Annotated in this window: 16 protein-coding genes; 4 read left to right on the forward strand and 12 right to left on the reverse strand. The window is 72.9% G+C overall.

The window, feature by feature from the left end; all coding sequences use genetic code 11:
• Nucleotides 1-89: 89 nt before the first annotated feature.
• Nucleotides 90-2,336 carry a serine/threonine-protein kinase gene (locus ACIBK1_RS23910; RefSeq protein ID WP_063754714.1) on the reverse strand — a complete coding sequence of 749 codons (2,247 nt, stop codon included), beginning with the start codon at nucleotides 2,334-2,336 and terminating at the stop codon, nucleotides 90-92.
• A 60-nt stretch (nucleotides 2,337-2,396) separates the two neighbouring features.
• Nucleotides 2,397-3,044, reverse strand: coding sequence for a pyridoxamine 5'-phosphate oxidase family protein (locus ACIBK1_RS23915; protein WP_030511635.1), 648 nt, complete (start codon nucleotides 3,042-3,044; stop codon nucleotides 2,397-2,399).
• Nucleotides 3,045-3,126: 82 nt separating this feature from the next.
• On the opposite strand from ACIBK1_RS23915, the gene pdxR reads away from it, so the two are divergent.
• Complete coding sequence (gene pdxR / locus ACIBK1_RS23920; RefSeq protein WP_357317959.1) at nucleotides 3,127-4,512, forward strand: MocR-like pyridoxine biosynthesis transcription factor PdxR; 1,386 nt, start codon at nucleotides 3,127-3,129, stop codon at nucleotides 4,510-4,512.
• Here pdxR and ACIBK1_RS23925 read toward each other — a convergent pair.
• The 3 genes from ACIBK1_RS23925 to ACIBK1_RS23935 all read right to left on the reverse strand — a co-directional run bounded on the left by ACIBK1_RS23925 (nucleotide 4,490) and on the right by ACIBK1_RS23935 (nucleotide 8,882).
• Complete coding sequence (locus ACIBK1_RS23925; protein ID WP_051762575.1) at nucleotides 4,490-5,029, reverse strand: hypothetical protein; 540 nt, start codon at nucleotides 5,027-5,029, stop codon at nucleotides 4,490-4,492. The genes pdxR and ACIBK1_RS23925 overlap by 23 nt on opposite strands.
• 197 nt (nucleotides 5,030-5,226) lie before the next feature.
• Nucleotides 5,227-6,987, reverse strand: coding sequence for a sigma factor-like helix-turn-helix DNA-binding protein (locus ACIBK1_RS23930; RefSeq protein ID WP_396737750.1), 1,761 nt, complete (start codon nucleotides 6,985-6,987; stop codon nucleotides 5,227-5,229).
• A gap of 134 nt (nucleotides 6,988-7,121) precedes the next feature.
• Nucleotides 7,122-8,882, reverse strand: a complete 1,761-nt coding sequence (locus tag ACIBK1_RS23935) for a substrate-binding and VWA domain-containing protein (protein WP_083744776.1) — start codon at nucleotides 8,880-8,882, stop codon at nucleotides 7,122-7,124.
• 112 nt (nucleotides 8,883-8,994) lie between these two features.
• On the opposite strand from ACIBK1_RS23935, the gene ACIBK1_RS23940 reads away from it, so the two are divergent.
• Entirely contained in the window at nucleotides 8,995-9,804 is an 810-nt protein-coding gene (locus tag ACIBK1_RS23940) for a TrmH family RNA methyltransferase (RefSeq protein WP_363424954.1), read from the forward strand.
• On the opposite strand, the gene ACIBK1_RS23945 is transcribed toward ACIBK1_RS23940, so the two are convergent.
• The 5 genes from ACIBK1_RS23945 to ACIBK1_RS23965 all read right to left on the reverse strand — a co-directional run bounded on the left by ACIBK1_RS23945 (nucleotide 9,791) and on the right by ACIBK1_RS23965 (nucleotide 16,886).
• Nucleotides 9,791-10,645, reverse strand: a complete 855-nt coding sequence (locus ACIBK1_RS23945; protein ID WP_051762574.1) for a D-alanyl-D-alanine carboxypeptidase family protein — start codon at nucleotides 10,643-10,645, stop codon at nucleotides 9,791-9,793. The genes ACIBK1_RS23940 and ACIBK1_RS23945 overlap by 14 nt on opposite strands.
• The gene (locus ACIBK1_RS23950) at nucleotides 10,638-11,174 is read right to left on the reverse strand and encodes a DedA family protein (RefSeq protein WP_051762573.1); all 537 of its coding nucleotides are present in this window, start codon (nucleotides 11,172-11,174) and stop codon (nucleotides 10,638-10,640) included. The genes ACIBK1_RS23945 and ACIBK1_RS23950 overlap by 8 nt, the downstream gene beginning before the upstream one ends.
• 206 nt (nucleotides 11,175-11,380) lie before the next feature.
• Nucleotides 11,381-14,728, reverse strand: a complete 3,348-nt coding sequence (locus tag ACIBK1_RS23955; protein WP_396737755.1) for a BTAD domain-containing putative transcriptional regulator — start codon at nucleotides 14,726-14,728, stop codon at nucleotides 11,381-11,383.
• Nucleotides 14,729-14,898: 170 nt separating this feature from the next.
• Nucleotides 14,899-15,984, reverse strand: a complete 1,086-nt coding sequence (locus ACIBK1_RS23960) for a lysylphosphatidylglycerol synthase domain-containing protein (RefSeq protein ID WP_051762571.1) — start codon at nucleotides 15,982-15,984, stop codon at nucleotides 14,899-14,901.
• An 89-nt stretch (nucleotides 15,985-16,073) separates the two neighbouring features.
• Complete coding sequence (locus ACIBK1_RS23965) at nucleotides 16,074-16,886, reverse strand: PIG-L deacetylase family protein (RefSeq protein WP_030511625.1); 813 nt, start codon at nucleotides 16,884-16,886, stop codon at nucleotides 16,074-16,076.
• A gap of 160 nt (nucleotides 16,887-17,046) precedes the next feature.
• On the opposite strand from ACIBK1_RS23965, the gene ACIBK1_RS23970 reads away from it, so the two are divergent.
• The gene (locus ACIBK1_RS23970) at nucleotides 17,047-18,159 is read left to right on the forward strand and encodes a glycosyltransferase family 4 protein (RefSeq protein ID WP_363531629.1); all 1,113 of its coding nucleotides are present in this window, start codon (nucleotides 17,047-17,049) and stop codon (nucleotides 18,157-18,159) included.
• Between the two features lie 288 nt (nucleotides 18,160-18,447).
• On the opposite strand, the gene cysS is transcribed toward ACIBK1_RS23970, so the two are convergent.
• Nucleotides 18,448-19,803: a cysteine--tRNA ligase gene (gene cysS / locus ACIBK1_RS23975; RefSeq protein WP_396737760.1), complete on the reverse strand. Its 1,356-nt coding sequence runs from the start codon at nucleotides 19,801-19,803 to the stop codon at nucleotides 18,448-18,450.
• A 126-nt stretch (nucleotides 19,804-19,929) separates the two neighbouring features.
• On the opposite strand from cysS, the gene ACIBK1_RS23980 reads away from it, so the two are divergent.
• Nucleotides 19,930-20,673, forward strand: coding sequence for a DUF427 domain-containing protein (locus ACIBK1_RS23980; RefSeq protein WP_396737763.1), 744 nt, complete (start codon nucleotides 19,930-19,932; stop codon nucleotides 20,671-20,673).
• A 65-nt stretch (nucleotides 20,674-20,738) separates the two neighbouring features.
• Here ACIBK1_RS23980 and ACIBK1_RS23985 read toward each other — a convergent pair whose 3' ends face one another.
• A complete protein-coding gene (locus ACIBK1_RS23985; protein WP_030511619.1) occupies nucleotides 20,739-21,026 on the reverse strand; it encodes a hypothetical protein in 288 nt (95 codons plus the stop codon).
• Nucleotides 21,027-21,195: the final 169 nt, after the last annotated feature.

Below are 21,195 nucleotides of genomic sequence, written 5' to 3' on the forward strand. Positions count from 1 at the left end.
CCGTAGCTTAGTGACGCACCGCCTGATGCGCTGAGAAGTCACGATTTAGTCAGACTGGGTTGTCAGTAATAGTCCGATCCCATCCGGTCCTATTTGATGCACGAATCCGTCTGCCGGGTGACCGTGGAGGCGCCGCCCGCCGCGGCAGGGGAGGTCGACGCGGTCACGCCGTACGAGTCGCAGGGCCAGCGCGAGTAGGTATACGAGGTCGTGACGGTGTAGCCGGTCTTGCCCGACAGGCTGACGGTCCGGGTGGACACGGTGGAGCCGCCGCTCGTCCAGGCGAGGTTCAACCGCACCTCGGAGGTGTTGCCGGTGGTGACGGTGATGGTGGACGTGGCCGTCGTCCCGCTGATGGCCAGGCTCTGCACGCGTACCTGGCCGACGGAGGCGGGGCAGGTCACAGTGACCGAACGCGAGGCGGCGCCGCCCGGGGCCGCGGGGTCGGTCGAGGCGCCGAACGTGACGCTCTCGCCGCAGGGGCGGCGCGGGAAGGTGTACGACAGCGTCCGTGTGTAGGTCCTCGCCCCGGACAGGCGGACCGTCTTCGTGCCGCCGTCCGCCGAGGGCGCGGAGAACCGTCCGCTGAGGTCCACCGGGCCGGTGCCGTCGGTGGTCACCGTCACGGTGGCTGTCACAGTGGCTGTCACGGCGGCCGTCGCGGCTCCGGCCGAGGACACGGCCGGTGTGCCGACCCTCAGCGCGGTGACCGAGGTCGGGCACGGCGGAACCTTCGCCGTGGCCTCGCGGGCGCCGCCCGGCGCGGCCGGGCGGGTGGTCACGCTCATGCCCCAGCTGCCCGAGCAGACGCGGCCGAGCCCGCCGGAGACGGTGCGGGTGTAGGACGTCGCGCCGCGGAGGGTGAGCGTGCGGGTGGCGGTCACCGTGCCGTTCGCGGTGAAGCGCACGGTCAGGGTCACCGCGCCCGGCCCGCTCGTCCTGACGGTGACCGTGCCTGCGCCGGTCGCGCCGTCCTCACCGGTTCCGGCTCGGTACGACAGCCCGCCGACATCCAGGTCGGCGACCGTGCTGAGCGACGGAGAGGGCGACGGAGAAGGCGACGGCGAGGGCGACGGGGAGGGCGACGGCTTCACCGACGGTGTGGCCGAGGGCGTCGGAGAGGGCGTCGGGGAGGGTGCTGGAGAAGGCTCCGGCGAGGGCGTGACCGATTCCGTGACGGTCGCGTCCGGGGTCTCCCGGGGCGTCTCGCTCGGTGTCTCGTGCGGAGTCCCGTGCGGCGTCAAGTGCGGTGTCCCGCTCGGTGTCTTCTCGGGGACGACCGGCGACGCGGACGCCGCGACGGTGCGCGTCCCGGCCGAGCCGAGGGCGTACGCGCCGATGCCGCCGCCCGCGACCACGATCAGCACGGCCCCGGCGGTGAGCAGGACACCCCTGCTCCGCAGCGACCGCAGCGCCGTGGTGAACAGCGAGGTACCGACCTCGGGGGGACGCGCCCGGTTCAGCGGGAACGTCGCGGCCAGGGTGGCGGCGAGCGCGGCCAGCCTGCGACGGCCTCGCTCCTCCCAGTCCGGGCCGTACGCCGCCACGGCGGCCCGCTCCAGCTCGGCGACGAACGCCGCCGCGCTCGCCGGCCGCAGCGCGGGGTCCTTGGCCATGCCGCGCGCGACCAGGTGCCGCAGCGGTTCCGGGACCTCCTCGACCGGTACGGGGGCCGTCCTGTGCATGTGCCGGAGGACGGAGTGCTCGGTCGCCCGGTAGGGCCGGTGCCCGGTCAGGCACTCGAAGAAGACCGCGGTCGCGGCGTACACGTCCGACGCCGGCGAGGTGGCCATGCCCGTCCACTGTTCGGGGGCCATGTACGGCGGGGTGCCGGCCGGGGAGCCGGGGGCTCCTCCGGCCCGCACCGCGATGCCGAAGTCGGCGAGCTTGCTCGCCCCGTCGGCGGTGACCAGCACGTTCTCGGGCTTGTAGTCGCGGTGGACGACGCCGGTCGCGTGCGCCGCGGCCAGGCCGAGCAGGGAGCCCTTGAGGACGGCGAGCGCGGCCTCGGCGCCCGTCGGGCCCTGCTCGCGCAGCAGTGCCCGCAGGGTGGGACCGTCGACCAGTTCCATGACGATCGCGGCGCCCCGCCCGGTCTCCAGGTACTCGTAGAGCCGCACCACGTGGGGGTCGTCCAGCTCGACGAGCAGGCGGGCCTCCTGCCGGAAGCGGACGACGAATCCCTCGTCCCGGCGCAGGTCCTCCGACAGGTACTTGATCGCCACCGGGGCGCCGGACCACTCGTGGACGGCGAGGACGACGCGGCCGCCGCCTCCCGCGCCCAGCTCACGCGTCACCGTGTAGCCGGGCACATTCCAGTGCTCGGCGGAACTCATGCGGCCTCCCTGGTCGATGGATGGTCGGCCGTAGTGTCGGTGAAACCGCTTGCAACCCGCTTACAGCCGTGGCCGGCGGTTCGCGACGTGCGGGGGAACCGGGATGCCGGGCGCGAGGCGCGGGTCGGGCTCGGGAGCGCCCCACGACACGGTGAGCGGCAGCACACCCGCCCAGACGGGCAGGTCGTAGTCCTCCTCGTCGTCTACCGGCGGTCCCTGCCGGACCTTCACCGACGCCTCCTCCAGGGACAGGGCGACCACGGCCGTGGCGGCCGTCTCCTTGCGGTCCGGCAGGCGCACGACGTCCCACTGCCCGGGGGCGAGCTGCTCGGTGATGGCCCGCAGGCCGGCGAGTCGTTCCTCCGGGTCGTCCACCATCCGGGCGAGGCCGTAGACCATGGCGGACCGGTAGTTCACGGAGTGATGGAAGGCGGAGCGCGCCAGCACGATGCCGTCGAGGTGGGTCACGGTGACGCAGACCGGGCTGCCGAGCGCGGCACGCAGCGAGGTCGCGCCGGTGGAGCCGTGGAGGTAGAGGGTGTCGCCGATCCGCCCGTATCCGGTGGGGACCACCATGGGGGATCCGTCGGCCACCACGCCGAGATGACAGATGAGACCGGCGTCCAGGATCGCGTACAGGTCGGCGCGGTCGGTGCGGGCGCGGTCTTTCGACCGCCTAAGGGTTGTACGGGCGGTTGTGGAGAGCATGTCCGATAAGTTAGGCCGAAGTGGACCGGCGGAACACGTCCACTCAGTGCCCATATGGAGAGACCACTTTGCGGGGATCACTGTGCGCGTGACCATAGATCTGCCGCTGGCCGTGGACCGCGAGGCCCCGGTGCCGCTCGCCGTCCAGGTGGCCGGTCAGCTGCGGGAGGCCATGCGCACCGGCCGGCTCAGGGCGGGGGAGCGGCTGCCGTCCACGCGGGCGCTCGCCGCCCTGCTGGGGGTCAGCAGGACCGTCGCTACCGACGCGTACCAGCAGTTGTACGCCGAGGGGTGGCTGGACGGGCGGCACGGCTCGGGCACCTATGTGGCCGACGACACCCTGCCGTACGAGAAGCCCGGCGCACAGGTGATCGAAACCCGCGGCAGCGTCCACCGCGAGCCGGCGCCGCCGGGATGGGTGGACCTGCGGCCGGGGCGGCCGTGGGTGTTCGGGTACGACACGGCGGCCTGGCGGCGGGCCTGGCGCTCGGCCGGCGAGCTCGCGCTGAACGCGTTTCCCGACCCCTACGGCCATCCGGAGCTGCGCGAGCTGCTGGCCGACCACCTGCGCAGGGCCAGGGCCGTGCCGGTGGGCGCGGGGAACGTCATGGTCACCAGGGGCACCGGCAACGGCCTCGACCTGATCGCCGCCACGCTGCTCGGGCCGGGGACCCGGGCCGGCGTGGAGGAGCCCGGCTGGCGGGCCGCCCGGCGGATCTTCGCCTCCCGGGGCGCGGAGGTCGTGCCCTGCCCGGTGGACGAGCAGGGCGTGATCGTCGAGGCGCTCCCCGACGACCTGCGGGTGCTCTACACCACGCCCGCCCACCAGTTCCCGGTCGGCGGCAGGCTGCCGATCCCGCGCAGGGAGAAGCTGCTCGCCTGGGCGCGCAGGACCGGCGCGATCGTCGTCGAGGACGACTACGACGCCGAGTTCCGCTACGACGTCGCGCCGCTGCCCGCGCTCTACGGGCTCGACCCCGGGCGGGTGGTGCTGCTCGGCACGCTGTCGAAGTCGCTCGGTCCCGACGTCGGGCTCGGCTGGCTGGTCGCCCCCGCCGACCTGCTCGACGCCGTGGCCGAGCGCAGGATGCAGCTCGCCGACCGCACGTCCGGGCCGGTCCAGCGGGCCGTGGCGACCCTGCTGGAACGCGGTGACCTCGACCGGCACCTGCGCAGGATGCGGCTGGAGTACGCCCGCCGGAGGGCGGCCATCGTCGAGGCGCTCGGGCCGTACGTGCGGGGCGACACGGCCGGGCTCCACGTCATGGTCACCCTGCCCGCCGGCGTGCTCCCCGGCCTCGTGCGGCGGGCCGGGGAACGCGGCGTGCTCCTGGACACGACCGAACCCCACCATCTCGGGCCGCCTCGGGTGCACGGCCTCGTGCTGGGCTACGGCTCGGCCTCCCGGGCCGACGTGCGGCGCGGGTGCGCGGTGATCCGGGAGCTCATACCTCCTGCAGAAGCCTGAGCTCGCGTCCGGGCAGGGGGACCTCCAGGTTGAGCGCCTCCTCGCCGATGATGCGGGCGATGTCGATCGATCCCGGGTCGCCCTCCCTGGTGCCGGGCACCTGGGAGTGGCCGAAGTGGCCGCCCCGCGCCCACAGCCGTTTGCTGCGCTCGGCGGTCAGGGAGTGCGGATAGGGCAGGGGAGGGCCGGCCGGCCATCGGCGCGGCACCTCCCAGGAGTCGAGCCAGGCCAGGATGTCGTCCAGGCCGTCGAGTTTGGTGTCGGTGAACGGTTCCCTCGCCGAGCCGATGACTTGGATCTGCACGCAGATCCGTCCGTTCCTGCCGCGGTCCGCGGCTAGTCCGCCGCCCGCCCTGGTGGGCGGGAGCAACTGGACGATCTCCCCGGTCACCGGGTTCCACACCAGGTGGGAAGGCCGGTGGAGCTGGATCAGCCGCTGGGCGACGGACCTGGCCGAGACCCCTTGGGGGTCGGCGGGCCAGATGAACCAGACGGTCCTCGGGGCTCCTCCGAGCATCGCTCCGGAGTCCCCGGGGGAGGGAAGTCGGCTTGCGCCGGGCAGCCATGCTTGGGCCACAATGCCCCCTCAAATCCTCGGTCGCGTCGTTTTTCCCCTTTCAAACTTCCGCTGACACCTGACGAATCCTGATTGTTACTGGCGGGTGCCAATCTTCCAACGGAGGTGTAACAAATGGTGATTTTGTGACGGATGCGTCAGCCGGAGGGAGTGGCCGCGGCTTCGCCGGCCTGAGGCGGGCCGTCGCCCGGCTCGGCCGAGTCGCCCGAGTCGCCTGGGGGCTCGGACGACGGGCGGGTCGGAGGGCGGGTCGGGGGACCCGTCGTGGGGTCGGAGGTCCGGTCGGGCAGCGGGTCGGCGTCGCCGTCCCCCTCCCGGCCGTCCCAGGCCACCCGGCACGAGGGCCGGCCGGCCGAGGACGCGAAGGTCACCACGCCCCTGCCCGCGACGCCGGGATCGACGACGGTGAGCGTGACCCGGCCGCTCGCGCCCGCGCGGAGCCTGCCGTGCCGGGGCGAGACCGCGATCCCGCCCGAGGTGACGGCCGTCCACTCGATCACGGCGTTGCGTGCGGCCAGCGTGATCGACGCGCCCGTGGACCCGCCCAGATCTCCGGGACACAGCGCCGTCAGCGCCGGCCTGGGCGCGCGTCGCGTGGAAGGGGGAGACGGCCGCGACCGCCCCGAGGGTGCGGTGGTGTGGGGCGGGGCGGTCGCGGCCGAGTGGGGGGAATCGTCCGGTGGGGGTGTCTCGTCTGGGGACGCGCCGGGCGTCGCCGACGGCGGGCCGCTCTCCTCCGGGCCCAGCACAGGCTCTTCGGAGGCAGGGTCTTCGAGGGCAGGGTTTTCGAGGGCGGGGTCTTCCGGGGCCGCCGTCGGGGACACGCGTATCGCTTCGAGCCGCTCGGCCGGGGCCTGACCGGAGACCAGCGCGAGCCCGCCGGCCGCGCCGAACACGCAGACGGCGGCGAGCATGACGGGGGCGGTCCGCAGCGGACGGGAGCCGACCCGCCTGCGCTCTGCCCGCCCGTGCTCTGCCCGCCCGCGCTCCGCCGGCACATGCTCCGCCCGCCTGCCGGCGGCCGCCGGGAAGCCGCGCCGGTCGAACTCGGCGGTGGCGATGGCGGCGGTGGCGGTGGTGGCGGCGGCGCCGTCACGCCGGTCGGCGTGGAGCGCGGACTCGATCACCCGGCGGCGCAGCGACAGCGGGGGGAAGGCGACGGGGATCATGTCGAGCAGCCGCTCGGCCGACACGTGCCTGCCCCGGCCGTCGCGGCAGACCTCGCAGCCCGCAATGTGCTTGCTCAACCGCTTGCGCAGGGGAGGAGCGAGGGGGCCGTCCTGCCAGGCGGCGCCCACACCGTGGTCGACCAGGGCCGACAGCTCCGGGCAGTGGGCCCGGCCGACCCTGGCCAGCACGAGGGCCGCGGCGGCGTTCTCCAGGTGGTCGCGGGCCCGGGTGAGCCGCGCCGACACCTGCCGGGAGGCGAGCCCGAGGACCGACCCGATCTCGGCCGCCGTCAGGCCGTGCCGTACGGCGAGTTCGAGCACCTCGCGTTCGTTTCCGGCGATCTCCCCGAGCACCTCCCGCACCAGCGCGGCGAGCGGCGGGTCCGCGGACTCCGCCACCTCCATGACGGGCCCGGTGACCTCCTTCGCCCCTCGCGCCGCCCCTTTCCGGGTGGCGCTGTGGAACCGGGCCAGCGCGTACAGCCAGGCCCGCAGCCGGGCCGGTTCCTTCAGCCGGTCGGCGCAGCAGGACGCGGCCACGAGCGCGTCGTGCACCGCGCGCTCCGCCGCGTCGAGGTCGCGCACCAGCACGTACGCGTAGTCGCTCAGCCGGTCGGCGTAGGAGTCGTACAGCGCGGCCGTGGCCTGGGCGTCCGCGCCGCCCCCACGGCGCAGCGCCTCCAGCAGTCGATGGTCGTCGGCTCGCCCGACGCCGGGCCATGCGGGCAACGAACATTCCTCCCCGTGTGACGGAACCTGGTCTCGCCGGTCCCCACACGAGTGGGACGCCGTCCCCTCTGGCGTCGTTTACGGGTCGCAGGGCCATGCCCAACGGGTATGACCTGCGAAAACAGCGACTGCTGTTACTGGAGCCTGCGGGCGATGCCCTTGAGGAAGATGTTGCGGATCTCCAGGATCGTCTGCGGGAAGTAGGCGGCGCCGCCGGTCGCCTTGGCGATGGAGGTCATCTGCGTCCGGTCCTCGTCCTTCTGGGTGTTGAACGAGATGATCAGGAGGCTCACCGGCCGCTTGGGGTCGTAGGCGTCCTTCAGCTTGCGCAGGATCTCGGTGTTGGAGATGCCGCCGTTCGGGTCGTCGTTGCCGACGCCGTCGGTGAACAGCAGGATCGTGTTGACCTTGTCGGGCTCGTACTCCTTGGTCATCTTCTGGAAGGCGGCCCACAGGGTGTCGTTCAGGCCGGTGTTGCCCGTGGGGATGGCCTTCGCCTGGCGCAGGGCCTGACCGATCACGTCGCGGCGGGTGACCCCGTTGATCTGCTGGGCAAGCGGCCCGATCTGCACGACCGGCTTCCAGTCGACGCCCGCGCCGCGGAGGTTGTCGGAGAAGGCCCAGATGCCGATCTCGGCCTTGTCGGGGAACAGCTTCAGGCCCTCGACGGTGAGGTCGGTGATCGCGCGCATCCGGGTGACACCGGACTTGTCGGCGGGCAGCGCCATGGTCCCGGAGATGTCGATGAGGGCGAGCAGCCTGGTGCCGAGCTTGATCTGGTGCCACGCCTGCGAGAGGCGGGTGACGGTCGCGGCGTCCGGCAGCGGGATCGCGGCCGGCTTCTTGGCGCTGACGCCGTTGTCGGGCTTCAGCAGGCCGCCGCCCTTGCCGTCGGGCGCGCGGAAGCCATAGTCCTGCACGGTCTTCCTGCCGCTGGGCGAGGTCACCTCGGTCGCCAGGGCCTGTGCCGCCTTGCGCGTCGTGGCGTCCTTCGCCGTGACGATGATCGGGTAGTCGAGGCTGATCGTTCCCTCGGCCGGATAGAGCGCCACCGCCGGGTTCGACGGAGTCGTCGTCGTGTTGTACGACCACACGGCCTGCTCGGACGTCACGCCGACCGGGATGCGGGCCGCGGCCTTGGTCAGCGTGGCGAACATGCTGTCGGGGGTCGACACGGTGGACTCCGACAACTGGCGCAGCACGCCGACGAGCGTCTCCTCGCTGCCGCCTCCCTGCTTGAGCACGGCGGCCCCGGCCAGCAGCGCGCCGAGGCCGGCGGCGTTCTGCGTGGGGTCGAGCGCGAGCACGCGCACCTTCCGCGCCAGGCCGTCGGGGTTGGCGGCGTTCGCGGCGCTCATCAGGCCGGTCCAGCTGGGGCTGAAGGCCGACTGGAGCTTGTCCGCGCCGGTCTTGGACGCGGCCAGCACGACGGGGGTGCTCGCGGCGTTCCCGGCGGGCTCGGGCGCGTTCTTGACGCCGCTCAGCCACAGGCTGGAGTCGGGGATCCACAGGTCGGGGTCCAGCTTTCCGCTGGTGGGACCGGTGCCCGCCATCGCGTTGGCGACGTCGGCCGATTCGGCGGCCTTGACCGTGACGGCGACGCACTTGCCGTCGACGGCCCTGCCCGACTTGCCGAACCTGGCGGCGATCTTCTGTACGGCGGGCTGGATGTCGGGCGCGGTGACGACCGAGAGCTTGACCTTCTCGCCGGCGCAGCCCGGGCTCTTGTTCACCACCACGTACGCGGCGACGCCGAGGAGCACGGCCAGGGCGACCGCCCCGGCCAGCGGGACGAACACCGTCCCCCGCCCGGCGCGCCGCCGCGGCGGCGGCGGGGGCTCGTACTGGGGGTCGAAGCCGCCATCGAGTTCGTCTGTGCGGTGTCGTCCGCCCACGGTGCTCTCTCCGGTGTCGACTGGCCGAAACAGGTTTACGGAACGATACTGGCAAAAGCCGCATCTTGCGCCGGGTGTGCGGAGGTGTTCTCCCTGCCCGTACCCTTGGCGCGTGGTCATCCCGGTCGAGGACGCCGCCGATCCGCGCCTGTCGGACTACGTGCGGCTGCGCGACGTCGACCTGCGCAAGAGCGTCGAGAGCGAGCGCGGGCTGTTCGTCGCCGAGGGCGAGAAGGTCATCAGGCGGGCGATCGGCGCGGGCCATCCGGTGCGTTCCGTGCTGACCACCGCCAAGTGGCTCGACGCGCTGGCCGGCGTCGTCGGGGAGGCCACCGTCTACGTGGTCTCCGACCGGGTGATGGAGGGGATCACCGGCTTCCAGGTGCACCGGGGCGCGCTCGCCGCGATGGAGCGCACCCCGCTTCCCTCGGTCGGCGAACTCCTCACGGACGCGGGGTCGCGGATCCTCGTCCTGGAGGACCTGGTCGACCACGGCAACGTGGGGGCGATCTTCCGCTGCGCGGCGGCGCTCGGCGTCGGCGCGATCGTGCTGTCACCGCGCTGCGCCGACCCTCTCTATCGCAGGGCCGTCAAGGTGTCGATGGGGGCGGTGTTCGCCATTCCGTACGCCCGGATGGCCGACTGGCACGGCGGCCTGGCGGAGATCAGGGCGGCCGGCTTCCGCCTGCTCGCGCTCACGCCCGACCAGTCGGCCGTGCCGCTGGACAAGGCCCCGCTGTCCGGACGGGTCGCGCTGATGCTCGGCTCGGAGGGCGACGGGCTGTCGTCCCACTGGCTGCACGAGGCCGACCAGCCCGTCTGCATCCCGATGAGCGCACAGGCGATGGACCTCGGCGTCGACTCCCTGAACGTGGTGGCCGCCGCGGCCATCGCCTGCCACGGCCTGCTCAGGGGATCGTGACCCCGGGCTCGGCTTCCTCGGAGGCTCCCGTCCCGGCCCAGTCGAGCAGCTTGCGCGCGGTCGCCAGCCTGGCCTTCTCGCTGCGCTCGCCCAGCACGACCCCCACGTACGTGCGCCCGTCCCGGACGGCGGCGAACGACAGGCAGTAGCCCGCCTGGTTGGTGAAGCCGGTCTTCAGCCCCACCGCGCCGTCGTCCAGCAGGTCGTTGGTGTTGTGCCACACGTGCGCCCGGTGGAGGGCCGACTTCCCGATTGCCCGCCTGGGCGTCCTGGCGACGGTCGCGATCACGGGGTCGCGCAGCGCCGCGACGGCCAGCGTCGCCTGGTCGCGGGCGGTGGAGTACGCCTTCGACGGCAGCCCGTCGGTGTTGGCGTAGCGGGTGTCGCGCAGGCCGAGGCGCCGTGCCGCGGCGTTCATCTTGGCGACGAACTTCGCCGTCCCCGGGCCGTACCGCTCGGCCAGGGCGTGCGCGGCGTCGGCTCCCGAGGGGAGCATGAGCCCGTAGAGCAGGTCGCGCACCGTGAGCCGCTCGCCCGCCCGCAGGCCCGCCGTCGCGGCCCCGCCGGCCGTCGCGTGCCGTATGTCGGCCTTGGTGATGGTCACCACGTCGTCCAGGCGGGCCTGCCGCCGCACCACGTAGGCGGTCATGACCTTGGTCAGGCTCGCGACCGGCACCCGGCGCGTCTCGCGCTTGGCGAACTGGACCGTTCCGTCCGTGGTGTCCACCAGGTAGGCCTCCCTGGCGGTGACCGACGGTGTTGCGGCGGCCTGAGCGGGCGCGGCGGCGGCCCCTGCCGTGACGAGGGCGGCGGCCAGCGCGATGATTACCCCGTTACGCATCCGGACATGATCGCACGGCTTCCGGCGTGGAGGGCGCGTCTCCGGTCCCGCCCCTCCTCCTGCGGCGCCGTACGAGGAGGGCGACGGCCAGGGCCACGACGGCGACGACGGCCGCGGCCAGCGCGGGGGAGCGGGCCGCCAGCGACAGCCAGGCCCACAGGAGCGAGTAGAGGCCGAAGGACGTCACCGGCACCCAGGTCAGGCAGCCGAGCGCGCTGGCCACCACATACCAGCGGTAGTCCACCCGCAGCGCCCCCGCGACCCACGGCAGCGTGTGCCGCAGGCCCGGCACCCAGAAACAGCCGTACACGGCGAGCGCGCCCCACCGGCGCACCACGTTCTCCACGCGTTCGATCCGTGCCCGGCCGATCCTGCGGCCCATCCGCGAGCGGTAGAGCGCCTCGCCGAGCCTGCGGCCGACCCAGTAGTACACCTGGAACGCGCCGAACAGGGCGACCGCGCCGACCGCGACGACCAGCCACAGAGGAAGGCCGAACACGGAGGCGGCCGTGGGGTCGGGAATCCTCACGTGCTCTCACCGCCGGTCGTGGGGGCAGTCATCAGGCAAGCCTTACCTTAGCGTCCCGGCTCGCGCCTATTGCAAGCGGATGTCAAGCGGCGATCAATTCGTCCTTTGTACACCTGAGAGGACGAGAGGCGACGGGTTCGCGATGCGACAGGGGCCTTTGCGAACTCCGCCCCTCTACCCGTCCCTCTGCCCGTCCCTCTGGCCGCTCACCTGTTCGCGAGCGCTCCGCGGGCCTCGGCGACCCAGCGGGGCACGCCCACCCGCTCGGCCACGGCCAGCGCCTTCTCGTAGTGGTCTCGGGCCGGCAGGCCGAGCCGTACGGCGAGATCGCCGAGCGTCTTCGCCACCGGCCACAGGGCGACCACGCCGGTGCCGGCCCCGGCGATGCGGTCGCGGAACGGCGCCAGCTTCTCGTACGCCTCCCGCATCCGGCCCTCGTCGTCCAGCAGCATCCCGGCGAGCGCCCGCCAGATGAGCGCGAGCTCGTAGAGGAAGTCGGTGCGGACCGGCTCCCGGCTCGTGGCCACCACCTGGGCGTCCCGCACGTGCCCTGCCGAGGCGAGCGCCACGGCGTAGGCGTCGAGCGTCCACTTCGCACCGCGCTGGTGCGCCTCGCCCAGCGGCTCGGTCATCTCGGCGGCCCGCCCGTCCACCAGGTGCAGGCAGAACGTGGCGATCAGCGGCAGGTCCTGGCGGCCTTCGAGCATGCCGGCCCGCGCGGTCAGCCGCGCCGCGTTCCGGTAGGCCCGCTCGGCCCCGGCGTAGTCGCCGGTGATCATCAGCCGCTGCCCGGCGTACCACGCGCCGACCGCCGCCGGGGCGGGCAGGGCGTACTGCCGTCCGAGGCGCTCGGCCTGCGCGAGGTGCTCGTCGGCCTCGGCGAAGTCGCCCCGGGCCGCCGCGCACTCCAGCAGCACGAGGTGCGCCAGCGTCTGCACCGCGATCTGGCCCGACTCCGCCCCGACCCGCAGCAGCTCGCGGCCGATGGTCTCGCGCTCGTCGACCTGCGTCAGCGTGTAGGACTGCCGCAGCCGCCCGCTCAGCGCCATCGCCAGCAGCGCCGGGTCGCCGCTCGACCTGGCCAGTTCCTCGGCCTCCAGCGACGCCTGGTAGCCGCGCTCGGTGGCCGACCCCTCCAGCTCCAGGGCCAGCGTCGCGAGCAGGCTGGCCCGCAGCGACTGCTCGCCCTCCGGCAGCTCGACCAGCGCCTTCTCGGTGACGTCGACGATCTCCCAGGCCGTGCGCGTGAAGTCGCGCGCGATGCCCTTGTGCGGCACCGCGAGCGCCGCCGCGACCCGGGCGGTCAGCTCCAGATCGCCGAGAGGCAGCGCGACCGCCATCGCCTCCCCCCGATGCGCGCGGGCGGCGGTCATGTCCCCGCACAGCGCCAGCGCCCTGATCATCCGCAGCTGAAGCTCCAGCCGGTCGCGTACGGATCCACGGCCTGTGCGAGCCCGGTCGAAGGCGGCGATGGCCTGCTGCCAGAGGGTTGCGGCCTCCCGGTGGGCGAACCTGCGCTCGGCCTGCTCGGCCGCCAGCCCGGCGTACCGCACGGCCTTCGCGGCGGTCTCCACCGTGCCCGCCGCGTCGTAGTGGTGGGCCAGCGCGGCCACGTCGTTCGGACTGCGCTGCTCGATCACCGAGGCGACCGCGGCGTGCAGCCGCGAGCGGCGCAGCCGGGAGGCGTCCGAGTAGATCGTGTCCCTGACCAGGTCGTGGTCGAACCTGAGCAGGCCGGGGCCCGGCTCGGTCGCCAGCCCGGCGAGCAGGGCCGCCTCGACCGCGTCCACCACGGCGTCCTCGTCGCCGGAGACGTCGACGAGGACGTCCACGTCCACGTCGCGGCCGATCACGGCCGCCTGCAGCAACACCTGCTGGGCCCGCTCCGGCAGCCGGGCGATCCGCCGCCGCAACACGTCGCGCACGCCCGAGGGCACCTCGGAGATGTCGGCCTCGGCCTCGAACAGCCGGGCCGTCTCCTTGACGAAGAACGGGTTGCCCCCGGCCCGCTCGACGATCGTGCTGACGACCTCGTCGTCCACCTCGTGCACGCAGGTCGCCCGGACGAGCTCCGCCACCGCGGCGTCGTCGAGGCCGCCGAGCCCCACGCGTACGGGGTCGAGCCGGGCCAGCGCGGCCAGCACGTCCTGCTGCTGGTCGTTCAGCTCGCCGTCGCGGCAGGTCACCACGACGAGCACGCGGCTGGCGGCGAGCAGGCTGGGCAGCGCGCGCAGCAGCGCGAGCGTCTGGTCGTCGGCCCAGTGCAGGTCCTCCAGGAGGATCAGCAGCGGGGCCTCGCGCGCCACGGCCGACAGGTAGCCGCCGACGGCCCGGTGCAGCCGGAAGCCGCCCGACGCCTCGTCGTCGGCGGTGTCGGGAGCGGCGTCGTCGAGCAGCGGCGCCAGCAGTGCGGCGTATTCGCCCGCGCCCCTGCGGGCGATCAGGGCGCGCAGCACCTCGACCCAGGCCCAGCCGGGCGGGGTCGCCGTGCTGTCGGGGCAGCCTCCGGTCGCCCCTATCCAGCCGTCGCCCTCCAGCCGCTCGAACAGCCGCCGCACCAGCGTCGTCTTCCCCGCGCCGGGGTCGCCGCTGACCACGGCGACCGTGAACCGGCCCGCCTGGACGCGGGGAGCGGCGGCGGCGAGCGCGGCCAGCTCGGCGTCGCGGCCGACGAACGGCTCGGGCTCCAGCGGCGGGGCGTCGCCGGTGGCGACCGGCCGGGGCGGCCAGGTCGCGGTGATCTCGGCGGGCCGCCGGGGCGCGGGGAGCACAAGGTCGAGCCCGGGGGCCTGGGCCAGGATGTCCGACTCCAGCTTCCGCAGCGCCGGCCCCGGGTCGATGCCCAGCTCGTCGGACAGGATCGTGCGGGCCCGGCGCAGCGCGGCGAGCGCGTCGCCCTGCCGCCCGCACCGGTAGAGCCCGAGCGCGAGCAGCCGCCAGCCCTCCTCACGCAGGGCGTGCTGGGTCGTCAGCGCCTCCAGGTCGGGCACGGTCTCGGCGTGCAGGCCCATCCGCAGCCCGGCGTCGGCGTGCCGCTCCCTGGCCACCAGGCGCAGCTCGCTCAGCCGCGCCACCTCCGCCTCCGCCCAGGACTGGTCGGCGAAGTCCGAGTAAGGCGTGCCCTGCCACAGCGCGAGCGCGGAGTCCAGCCGGGCCCGGGCGGCCTGGGGGCTCTCCTCCATCCGCTCCCCGGCCGAGCGGACCATGGCCTCGAAGCGCAGGGCGTCCACCTGCTCCGGGGCGGCGCGCAGGGCGTACCCCGACGCGACGGTCACGAGCAGGCGGTTGGGCCCGCCACGGGGCCGGTTGGGCTCCAGCACGCGGCGCAGCCGGGAGATGTAGACCTGCAACCCCGACTGGGCGCCCTTGGCGGTGTCGTCGTCCCACAGGTCGAACAGCAGGGTGTCCACGGGCACGACCTGGCCGCGCGCCACGAGCAGGCGGGCCAGCACCGCGCGCTGCCGCAGCCCGCCGAGGTCGAGCTCGTCGGTGCCGTCGTGCGCCCCCACCGGTCCGAGGACCCGGAACGCCACCGGGCTCGTCGGGGGGCTCATCGGGCGCTCCTCCGCTCTCGTGCGCCGTGCCTGCCGGCCGCCGCTGGTCGTCCTGTCTCAGGCGTCACCGTATGCGCGCCCGCGAAGGGGCACAAGGCATTCACCAACCCGGGCACTCTCACCTTCTCGCCCAGCGAGTGTAGGAGATCGGCAGGGTGACCCGCAGTTGATCAGCGGACCCGGGTGCGGTGCGGGGAGGCGGCCGATCCCGCCTCGGCGGCCCCGGCGCGGGTCTCCCGCCTGCGCAGCAGGGCCCAGCCGCCGAGCGCCAGACCGCCCCAGGGAATCTCGATCGTGTAGGTCCAGAAGCCGAACAGCACGGCGGCCGCGGTGGCCCCGCCCGCGGGCTGCCCGAACGCGCCGATCAGCAGTGTGGCGACGCCCCCCTCCATGATCCCGGCTCCACTGGGCGTGACGAGGGCGGTGGTGAGGACGCGGCTGAGCGCGAAGACGGCGACGGTCTCGGCCGGCCCCGGGTAGGAGTCGGTGGCGACCAGGCAGGCGGCCATGATCAGGCACTGCAGGGCGAGGAAGGCGACCATCCCGAGCGACAGGCCCGCCCACCGGCTGTGGATGATCTCGGCGGTGTCCCTGCGCAGCCGTTCGATGGCCGCCGACGCCGCGTGCTCCGCCGGGCGGAACCGCCGGGGCGCGAGCCGTACGATCCCGTCGAGGACGCGGCCGAGGACGGCGGCGGCGCGGTCCCAGTAGAGCGCCGTGGCGACGACGGCGACGAGGACGAGGATCGAGACGGCCCCGACCCAGCCCGCCTTGGCGACCGTGGGATTGGTGGCCTTGCCCGCCATGAGCAGGCACACGATCCCCACGGCGGGCAGGATGAACCGGAACAGCGAGTTCCAGATGCCGGTGACCAGCGTGTAGACGACGATCGGCCGGTTGGCGAAGCCCCAGCCGCGGGTCATGCCGAACGTCAGGGCCACGCCCGCCGCGCCGCCGAACGGCAGCAGGTTGCTGACCGCGCTTCCCGCCGCGTTGAGCGTGAGCGCCTGCATGTGCGTGAGCCCGGGCAGCGCGGAGGTCATCACGAACGTGTACGCCAGCAGGCTCGCCAGCCACAGGACGGTCATCAGCGCGATGGTCTGCCACCCGAGACCGCCGAACTGGTGGCCGATCTCCGTCCAGCTTACGGTGGCGCCGGTGAGGGTGTGGACGATCTCCGGGAGATAGACCACCAGCGCCGTGGCCAGCCCGAGCGACACCACAGACAGCGCGATCTGCAGCCACTTTCTGTTCACCCGCGTATGCCCCCAGTCCGGTGTCGGTCCCCTCCAGTCTGCCGGGCCCTCGGGGGCGGCCGAATCCTCCTGACGGAGGAGCACGCCCCTTAGGGGGTGGCCTGCGGGCCGCCGTCAAAGGGATGCCGCAGGCGGGTGCCGCGGGGCAGGCCGCGGCGCACGTACCACTCGGTGCCGAAGACGAAGCGGTAGGCGAACCCCGGGATCTTCAGCATCGCGCCCAGCGTGCGGTCGCCGTCGCCGCCGGTGGCCTGGCTGGCGTGGGCCGCCATCGCCGCCCTCTTGGCCTTGGCGTACTTGCGCACGTTGACCCGGTGGGTGATCGAGTCCCGGGGCGAGTAGGCCCGTTCGAAGCTCCGCACGTCGATCGCCGGGTAGAACCGGGAGGCCAGCCGCACGCCCTTGAGCAGCAGGTCGCGGTCGACCGTCGCCTCCAGCACGATGGGCGTCCCGGCGATCTCGGCGGCCCGGCTGCCGACCCGGTAGACCTGCACGTGGTCGGGGTGGCCGTAGCCGCCGGCCGGGTCGTAGATCGTGAGGAGGTCGGCCGTCTCCTCCTTGAGCACCGAGGCCAGCCGTTGCGCCGCCTCCTCGATGTCGGCGTCGATGAACGCGTCGTCCGGCCGCTCGCCGGCCACGCCGCCGTCGATCGCCAGGCCGGAGTCCCCGTAGCCGAGCAGCACGACCCGGGCACAGCCCAGGGCCGCGGCCGATCGGTGCAGCTCGTCCATGCGGGTCCTGCCGAGCTCCTCGCCGTGGGGGAGTTCGGCGAGGCCGCGCTCACCGGCCGTCGCGACGACGAGCACCACGCGGTGCCCCTCGTTGGCCAGCATGGCCATGGTCCCGGCGGTCAGCAGCGCCTCGTCATCGGGATGGGCGTGGAAGAACACCGCCGTCCTCATCGCGCCCCACGGAACGTCGTCATCGCGTGCTCCACTCATCTGCGCCGGCTTCCGCCCATGATCCCACGTGGCCCGGGTCGCGTGACGTCGCCCTCCCCTGTGAGCAGTCAGGACAGGCGCGCGGTTTGATGGGCGTGGCGTGCTCTGCCAGGCTGACCCGGTGAGGATTCTTCACGTCAGCGACTGCTACCTGCCGCGGCTCGGAGGGATCGAGGTGCAGGTCGCCGACCTCGTCAGGGCCCAGCGAGAGGCGGGCCACACGGTCGAGGTGGTGACGGCGACGCCGGGGGAGCGGCTGCCGGGGGTGCACCGCGTGGTCGCGAACCTCCCGTTCGACCTGCCGGTCCATCCGCGCGGCACGGCCCACCTTCTCCGCATCATGGCGAGCGGCCGGTACGACGTGGCGCACGTCCACACGGGGGCCGTCTCGCCGTTCGCGTGGATGGGAGTGCACGCGGCGGTGCGGTCCGGGCTGCCGGTGATCGCGACCGTCCACAGCATGTGGGATCCGGTCACCCGGGGCGTCTATCGGGCGCTGGAGGCGGCCTTCGGGTGGCGGCGCTGGGGCCTGGTCCTCACCGCCGTCAGCGAGGCCGCCGCGCGCCCCATCCGCGCCGTGGCCGGGCCTAGGGTGCCCGTACAGGTGGTGTCGAACGGCCTCGACGTGACCTCGTGGCGGCCCGAGCCTGGTTCGGAACGGCACAGCGCCGTACGGGACGCCGGAGACGGGACGGTGCATGTGGTGGCGGTGGGCAGGCTGGCGCCGCGTAAGCAGCCGTTGCGCCTGCTCAAGCTGCTGGAGACGGCGCGTGACAGGGTGCCGGGGAACGTCGCGATGCGCGCGACGATCGTGGGCGACGGCCCGGCCCGCGGGCGCATGGAGCGCTACCTGCGGGCGCGCCGGATGAGCTGGGTGTCGCTGCCGGGCAGGTACAGCCGGGAGCAGATCAAGGACCTGCTGGCCGGGGCCGACGTGTTCGTGGCCCCGGCGCCGCGTGAGTCGTTCGGCCTGGCCGCGCTGGAGGCCCGCGCGGCCGGCGTGCCGGTGGTCGCGCGGGCGCAGAGCGGCGTGGCCGACTTCGTCAGGCCGGGCAAGGAGGGCCTGCTGGGCCGCACGTTCGACGACCTCGTCGCCTCGGTCGTACGGCTGGCCCGCGACTCCGCCCTGCGTCAGTCGATCGCCGAGCACAACAGGGAGACGGAGCCGGTCCGGTGCTCCTGGCCCGCCGTGCTTGAGGGCTTCGCCCACTGCTACGAGCTGGCCGGAAGCTGATCCGGGGCCACTCGGGGCCTAGTAGGGGAGGACCCTTCCCGAGGGGGTGCGCAGGTCGATCGGGGCGGGAGTTCTCGGCGGCCGCGGTCGCGGCACGATCTGCACCTTCTTCATCGGGGCCCTCCTTTCGGCGGAGTCCGTCAGCTGGTGCCTTCATGATTCCCATGAATTGGCCGAGATTATCCTCCGAGCGTCAGTTCTTGTTCTTGTAACATCCGCCTGTCGGTCATCCGCGCGTCGCGGACGGCGGGACGGGGGCCGCCCGCACGCCGGCCGGGCGATCAAGATCTATCTGATAAGCGCGGCATGCTCGATTTGGTGGCGTTTAGCGAGCGCCCTCTCGATGTGCTGCTCCATGATCCGCGCGCGTTCGTGATCTCCCTGCCGGGCGCTGGCGGCGGCGAGATTACGGACCACCCGGAGTACGGCCCCCGCCACTTCCTGCAGATGCGTTTCCCGCTGCCAGGTATCGCTGAGCGGATCGAGGCCGAGCACATTCAGCATGGCCCGGACCGATCGGCATTTCGCGGCCGCCCGCTCGCGATCTCCGGACGCCAGCGCGGCGTTGCCCTCGGCCACCGCGCCGTGGACGGCCGCGAGGGCCTGCGGCACGTTCAGGTCGTTGTCCATGGCCTCGCTGAACTGCGGGGGGAGGGACGCGGCGGCGTCGGAGGACACCCGCAGCACGAACCTCTCGATCCGCCGGTAGGCCGCCGCCGCCTCGTCCAGGGCGTCGGGGCTGAATTCCACCGGCGACCGGTAATGGGCCGCCGCCAGGTAATAGCGGAGTTCGGCCGGCCGTACGCGGTCGAGCAGGGCGGGGACGGCCAGCGGGTTGCGGTGGTGTTTGCGTATCTTCTCGCCCCGGTGCGTCACCGGCCCGTTGTGCAGCCAGAATCGCGCGAAAGAGTCTCCGGCGGCCCGCGACTGGGCCATCTCGTTCTCGTGGTGCGGAAATATGAGATTGGCTCCGCCGCCGTGGATGTCGAATTCCGTGCCCAGATATCTGCGGGCCATCGCGGAACACTCCAGATGCCACCCCGGACGCCCCTCGCCCCAGGGTGAATCCCACACCGGCTCGCCGGGTTTGGCGCTCTTCCACAATGCGAAATCGCGCGGGTCGCGTTTTCCGTGCTCGTTCTCCTCGGTCGCCCTCAGGTGTTTCGCCTGCTGCCGGGAGAGGGATCCGTAATGCGGGTAGGCGCCGACCGAGAAATAGACGTTGCCGTCGGACTCGTAGGCGTGGCCGGACGCGACGAGCTGCTCGACCATCTCGATCATCTCCGGGATGTGCCCCGTCGCCCGCGGCTCCACGCTGGGCGGAAGGCATCCCAGGGCGGTGTAGGTGCGGACGAAGGCGCGGTGGACGGGGTCGGTGACCCGCCACCAGGGAACCCCCTCGGAAATGGCCCTGTGAATTATCTTGTCCTCGATGTCGGTGACGTTCCGGCAGAGCAGGACCTCATATCCGCTGTTTTTCAGCCAGCGGTGCAGGATGTCGAAATTCACCTGCGACCTGAGCTGTCCCACGTGCGGCGGAACGACGACGGTGGGACCGCAGAGATAAATCGACACAGTTCCGGGAATTCGGGGGACGAAATCGCGGACGGCGCGGCGATGCGTATCGTAAAGGCGAAGACCCACCTAGCCGAGGGTAAGCGACTTATCCGCTCGCTGTCGATAGCGCGGGCCGACCCCGCCCCGCACACCGGGAAATGGCGATTGTGAGGACGGGGAATAAGGACGATCCGCCCGCTGGTTGGCGCAGGCATGGAGCCGACGAAACGGGGCCGTGTCCGGGTGGAGACGACGGCCAAGCGCGTGCGTGCCTACGTCGAGGGCCGGGCGGTGGCCGACACCACCCGGGCCCTGCTGGTGTGGGAGGTCCCCTACTACCCGACGTACTACTTCCCGGCGGACGACGTCCGCGCGGAGGAGCTGAAGGCCACCGGGGAGACGCGGCACTCGCCGAGCAGGGGCGACGCGGCGGTCCACGACGTGGCCGGCCGGGCGGGCGCCGCCCTCGTGTACGGGGACGACGCGCCGCTGGAGCAGATCCGGGGCCACGTCCGCTTCGAGCGGAACGCGATGGACAACTGGTTCGAGGAGGACGAGGAGGTCTTCGTCCATCCCCGCGACCCGTACACGCGGGTGGACATCCTGCCCAGTTCGCGTCACGTACGGGTGGAGGTGGGCGGCGTCACCGTCGCCGACTCGCGCAGCCCGCGCATCCTGTTCGAGACCGGCCTGCCGCCGCGTTACTACCTGCCGAAGACCGACTTGCGGCTGGACCTGCTGCGCCCGTCGGAGACCGTGACCCACTGCCCGTACAAGGGCCGCGCGGTGTACTGGTCGGTCGGCGAGGACGAGTCCGGCAGGGACCTCGTCTGGTCGTACCCCACGCCGCTCCCGGAGTCGCAGAAGATCGCCGGGCTGGTCGCCTTCTACGACGAGAAGGTGGACGTGTACGTCGACGGCGTCCTCCAGGACCGCCCGAAGTCGAAGTTCGCCTGACCCTCGCTACCGGTCAGGCGCTGGCGGGCGGCGGCGCGGTCGAGCGGAGCTGTGCCGCGGGTGACTCAGCGGCGGATGACGTGGAGGACGCTGGCGATGCGCTCCGCGGCGGTGACCACGTCGGAGGCGTGCCCGATCCGGCCGGCCCAGGACAGCCAGTACCACCACTCGCCGTCGCTGGCGCTGGACGCGAGCACGTCCTCGGCCATCGTGGGCTCCATGGGGTTGATGACGCGCAGACGTGGATAGAGGCCGGCCGGCGCCGTCAGGCGCACCTGGAAGGAGTGGGCCTCGAGCTGCGCGGCGAGCCGCTCCAGGTGGTCCATCGCCTCGCTGCGGTCTACCGTCGTCATGGTCAGCCTCCGGGAACGTCAGGACCTATCACCGGAAAGGGTGAACCCGCAACGACCCACCGGCAATCGCGCCGATTCGCCGAAACCGTGCAATAACCAGGGAACTCGCTCGGATTCCGTGGAACACCCGCGGGTTCGGGAACACGAAGGGGTAACAGTCCCGGGGGGT

It is taken from the genome of Microbispora rosea, from assembly GCF_044460045.1.
In the GTDB taxonomy this organism is placed as follows: Bacteria; Actinomycetota; Actinomycetes; order Streptosporangiales; family Streptosporangiaceae; genus Microbispora; species Microbispora rosea.

Bases quoted from the DNA above. Each gene is read 5' to 3' on its own strand.
- ACIBK1_RS23910 (WP_063754714.1), bottom strand. From the start codon at position 2,336: ATGAGTTCCGCCGAGCACTGGAATGTGCCCGGCTACACGGTGACGCGT.
- ACIBK1_RS23915 (WP_030511635.1), bottom strand. From the start codon at position 3,044: ATGCTCTCCACAACCGCCCGTACAACCCTTAGGCGGTCGAAAGACCGC.
- ACIBK1_RS23925 (WP_051762575.1), bottom strand. From the start codon at position 5,029: ATGCTCGGAGGAGCCCCGAGGACCGTCTGGTTCATCTGGCCCGCCGAC.
- ACIBK1_RS23945 (WP_051762574.1), bottom strand. From the start codon at position 10,645: ATGCGTAACGGGGTAATCATCGCGCTGGCCGCCGCCCTCGTCACGGCA.
- ACIBK1_RS23955 (WP_396737755.1), bottom strand. From the start codon at position 14,728: ATGAGCCCCCCGACGAGCCCGGTGGCGTTCCGGGTCCTCGGACCGGTG.
- ACIBK1_RS23965 (WP_030511625.1), bottom strand. From the start codon at position 16,886: ATGAGGACGGCGGTGTTCTTCCACGCCCATCCCGATGACGAGGCGCTG.
- ACIBK1_RS23980 (WP_396737763.1), top strand. From the start codon at position 19,930: ATGGAGCCGACGAAACGGGGCCGTGTCCGGGTGGAGACGACGGCCAAG.
- ACIBK1_RS23985 (WP_030511619.1), bottom strand. From the start codon at position 21,026: ATGACGACGGTAGACCGCAGCGAGGCGATGGACCACCTGGAGCGGCTC.